This window comes from Paracoccus sp. (in: a-proteobacteria) (assembly GCF_046462195.1).
GTDB lineage: Bacteria > Pseudomonadota > Alphaproteobacteria > Rhodobacterales > Rhodobacteraceae > Paracoccus.
In genome coordinates, this window is record NZ_JBKGUN010000070.1 from 1 (window position 1) to 4,516 (window position 4,516).

Consider the following 4,516-nt stretch of genomic DNA (forward strand, 5'->3'; position numbering starts at 1 on the left):
GCCCTGGATCAATCGCAATGCGCCCTTTCGCGCCATATCGCCGCCCGGCTTTGCCAAAACGCTTTCCTTCGCCTACATGTTGTTCAAGACTGACCGCGACCCATACGCACATTCGGGAGATGTTTCCATGAGTGATGACACCACCGACCCCCGCCGCGACACCGGCGCCGATCTGCCCCCTGCCGCACAGCGCGCCCTGGCCGAGGCCGAGGAACGCCGGAAAGCCGCTGCGGCGCAGATCCTGCCCAAGGAATATGGCGGCCGCGATGGCCCCGAGCCCGTGCGGTATGGGGACTACGAAAAGAACGGTCTCGCGGTGGATTTCTGAGGATGGACTGGCTGCGGGCCTCGGCCACCCAGCAGGGCCGCGCGATCATGGCGGGCCTGCTGGACCCCATCAACCAGACCGAGGCCTATCTGGCCGCCGCAAAGGAACATCCGGACTGTGCCCGCATCTATGCGCGCCTGACGCCGGCCCGCGCCCGGTCCGAGGCCGTGGCCGCCCATGACCGCGCCAAGCAGGAGCGTCGCCACAGCCTTCTGGACGGGGTGGCGATCAACTGGAAGGACAACATCGACAGCGGCGGCACCGCCACCGAGGCGGGCTCGAAGCTGCTGGAAGGGCGGGTGCCGCGCAAGGATGCCAATGTCCTGGCCCGGGCGGCGCGGCGCGGCACGGTGTGTCTGGGCAAGACCCATCTGACCGAACTGGCCTTTTCCGGGCTGGGCCTGAACCCGGTGACGGCCACGCCGCCCAATGCGCTGGACCCTGATCTGGCGCCCGGCGGTTCATCGTCCGGGGCGGCTGTATCGGTTGCGCTGGGACTGGCGGCCGCGGCGATCGGAACCGATACCGGCGGCTCGATCCGCGTTCCTGCGGCCTGGAACGGGCTGGTGGGTTTCAAGCCGACGCATGGTGCGCTGCCGGAAAAGGGCGTGGTGCCCCTTGCACGCAAGTTCGACATTGCGGGTCCCATTGCCCGAACCGTCGAGGATTGCGCCGAACTGTTCGCCATCATGGCTGACCAGCGGGCGCCGGACCTGTCGGATGCCTCCATCGCCGGTCGCCGCCTGATGGTGCTGGAGGGCTTGCCGTTTGACGAGGCCGAGGCAGGTCCCGTGACCGCTTTCGAGGCCGCGGTGGATCGGCTGGCACGGGCAGGGGCGCAGATCTCCCATGTTTCGAGCGACTGGCTGGATCGGGCGATGGCCTTGTCGCCCTTGCTGTTCGCCCCCGAAGCTTATGGCATCTGGCGCGCCCAGATCGAGGACGCGCCCGAGCTCATGTGGAAGCCCATCCTCGATCGTTTCCGCGGCGGGGCGGACGTCAGCGGCCCGGACTATGTCGCGGCCTGGGAAAGCGTGACCCGCATTCGCCGCAAGTGGCTGAAGGAGGTCGTGGGCGGCTATGATGCCGTGCTGGTTCCCACCGTCCCGATCATGCCCCCCGCGACCAAGCGGTTGATGGAAGACGAGGCCGAATTCGTCCGCGCCAACCTGCTGACCCTGCGCAACACCCGGATCGCGAACCTGCTGGGCCTGCCTGCGATCACTCTGCCGACGGGGCACCTTGCCTGCGGAATCTCGCTCCTGGGGCGTGGCGGGCAGGATCGGCACCTGCTGCGCGTGGCTGCCGGGGCCGAGGCCGCATTGGCCGCCTGATCCTAAGGGGCGGCCGGGTCTTTGCTGGACGCAAGGTCGCGATCACGCTAATGTTTCGGCCAAGGAACGGGGCGCAGACCCCGGAAAGCGAGGCAGAGATGGCATTCCCCGAGCGGTTCTCGAACCTGCCGGACTACGCGTTCCCACGCCTGCGGGCGTTGTTGTCGGACATCCGTCCCGGGCTTGTTCCGGGCGAATCCCCCGTGATCCTGACCATTGGAGAGCCGCGCCACCCGATGCCCGGTTTCGTGGCGGACGTGATGGCCGACAGCATCGGCGAGTTCGCGAAATATCCGGCGAACGAGGGCACGCCCGATCTGCTGGACGCCATCGGCGGCTGGCTCGGGAGCCGCTATGACCTTGATATTGCTCCTGAACGGCTGATGGTGCTGAACGGCACGCGGGAAGGGCTGTTCAACGCGGCCCTTGCGCTTTGTCCCGAAACAAGGAACGGCCGGCAGGCGGCGATCCTGATCCCCAACCCGTTCTATCAGGTTTATGCCGTGGCAGCCGCGGCGGTGGGAGCTGAGCCGATCTTTGTGCCCGCCACACCGGATACGGGGAATTTGCCCGACTATGCCGGTCTTGATGGCGCGACTCTGGACCGTGTCGCCATTGCCTATCTGTGCTCGCCCGCCAACCCGCAGGGCGCGGTTGCGGGGCGCGACTATCTAGAGACGCTGATCGCCCTGGCCGAACGGCATGACTTTCTGGTCTTTGCCGACGAATGCTATTCCGAGATCTGGCGCGACAGTCCGCCACCCGGCGCGCTTCAGGTTGCCACCGCGATGGGACTGGCCGATCGTGTCGTGATGTTCAATTCGCTGTCCAAGCGGTCGAACCTGCCAGGGCTGCGGTCGGGCTTTGCGGCCGGGGGTGTGACGCAGTTGCGCGAAATGCGCCGGTTGCGCAATTATGCCGGTGCGCCACTGCCCCTGCCGATCCAGCGCGTCAGTGCCGCTGCCTGGCGGGACGAGGCGCATGTCGAGGCCAGTCGTGCCCTTTATCAGGAAAAGTACCGGATTGCCGACCGGATTCTGGGCAACGTGCCCGGATACCACAGCCCTGAGGGCGGGTTCTTCCTGTGGCTGCCCGTGGCCGATGGCGAGGCTGCGGCGCGCCAGCTGTGGACACGGGCCGGTATCCAGGTGCTGCCCGGGGCCTATCTGTCCCGCGACGTGGGCGGGTTCAACCCGGGCCGGGAATTTGTCCGTGTGGCGCTGGTCGCCGATGCGGCCCAGACGGAAGACGCGCTGACGCGGCTGCGCACGGTGCTTTATGACGACAATGAGGAAGGGTGAGATCATGGCAAGCTGGCAGGCGAAACATCGCGACCCGCTGTTCGACCAATCCACCCAGGCTGCGCTGGAACGCCGCAGCAAGGAGGCGGTGGGCGCGGTCCTGATCATCGTGGGCATCGTGGTGGCGATGATGCTGGGCAGTTGGTCCTCGGATGATCCCAGCTTCCTTTCGGCCACCGATGCGCCGGCGCAGAACATGCTGGGCAGCCTTGGCGCCTATATCGCGTCGCCGCTGATGATGATCGCGGGCCATGGATCCTGGGTGCTGGTCGTGGCGGCCTGGATCTGGGGTCTGCGTCTGATGTTGCACAAGGGGGAAGACCGCGTGATGCGCGCGATCTTCACGCCCATCGCGGTGGCGCTGGTGTCGGTTTATGCCAGCACACTGGTGCCGGGACCGGAATGGCAGCAGAATTACGGGCTGGGCGGGCATTTCGGCGACATGGTGATGGGTGCCATGCTGAATCTGCTACCCATGAAGGCGCAGCTGGGTATTCGGGTGGCGGCCTTTCTGGTTGCGCTGGCGGTGATCGCGGCGGGGGCCTTTGTTCTGGGCTTCAATCGCAGCGAACTGATGATCCAGTGGCGCCGCTTTGTCCGCGGCCTGTCCACGGCGCTTCACCTGACGCAGCGCGCGGCGGCCGGGGCCGCAACGCTGGGCCGCCGCCTGCGGGACCGCGTCAAGAGGACGCCCGAGGACAGCCCGTCCAAAGCCGCTACGCCGCGCCGCCGTGTTGCGGCCGCTCCGGCTTTTGAGCTGGAGGAAGAGCTGCCCGAGCCCGAACTGATCGAGCGTGACTCCGATTATGACGGAGACGGCCCCACCGAGGAAGAGGTGCGCGGCCGCATCAGCGACGCCATCCGCTCCAGCACCGCCAAGACGTCCGTGCTCAAGACCGTGGCGTCGCGGCTGGCGCGCGACAATGCCGCACGCACCTTGCCCCCGATGCCCGAGGATGATGAGGATGGACCCGGCCTGTTCGGTGCCGGGCCCTCCAACCCTGTCATCGCGCCTCCCCGCCGCCCTGATCCGGCGCCGCGCGCACCTGAGCGGACCATGCCCTTTGACGAAAGCGGGACCGCCTATGAGCGCCCGCCGCTGTCGCTGTTGTCGGCCCCTGCGGCAAGCGACCATCCGCCCGTCTCGCAGGAAGTCCTGATGGAAAACGCCCGCATGCTGGAGGCGGTGCTGGACGATTACGGCGTCAAGGGCCAGATTACCGAGGTCCGTCCGGGACCGGTGGTCACGCTGTACGAATTGGAGCCCGCGCCGGGTCTGAAGGCCAGCCGCGTGATCGGCTTGGCCGACGATATCGCGCGGTCGATGTCGGCGCTGTCGGCGCGCGTGTCCACTGTCCCGGGCCGCAGCGTCATCGGGATCGAACTGCCCAACATGCGTCGGGAAAAGGTGCTGCTGCGCGAGATCTTCGCGTCCCGCGCCTTTGGCGACGGCACGCAGCCGCTGCCCCTGGCGCTGGGCAAGGACATCGGCGGCGATCCGGTCGTGGCGAACCTGGCCAAGATGCCCCACCTGCTGATCGCGGGCACCACCG

The 4,516-nt window shown here is 67.3% G+C and carries 4 protein-coding genes; all 4 read left to right on the forward strand.

From position 1 onward, the window contains the following. Positions 1 to 127 precede the first annotated feature (127 nt). A complete protein-coding gene (locus tag ACLHHB_RS04575) occupies positions 128 to 328 on the forward strand; it encodes a DUF1674 domain-containing protein (protein ID WP_410217109.1) in 201 nt (66 codons plus the stop codon). A gap of 2 nt (positions 329 to 330) precedes the next feature. Next, entirely contained in the window at positions 331 to 1,662 is a 1,332-nt protein-coding gene (locus ACLHHB_RS04580) for an amidase (protein ID WP_410217106.1), read from the forward strand. A 98-nt stretch (positions 1,663 to 1,760) separates the two neighbouring features. Beyond that, positions 1,761 to 2,963: an aminotransferase class I/II-fold pyridoxal phosphate-dependent enzyme gene (locus ACLHHB_RS04585; RefSeq protein ID WP_410217107.1), complete on the forward strand. Its 1,203-nt coding sequence runs from the start codon at positions 1,761 to 1,763 to the stop codon at positions 2,961 to 2,963. Positions 2,964 to 2,967: 4 nt separating this feature from the next. After that, positions 2,968 to 4,516: DNA translocase FtsK 4TM domain-containing protein (locus tag ACLHHB_RS04590; RefSeq protein WP_410217108.1), on the forward strand; the 1,549-nt coding region annotated here is incomplete at its 3' end.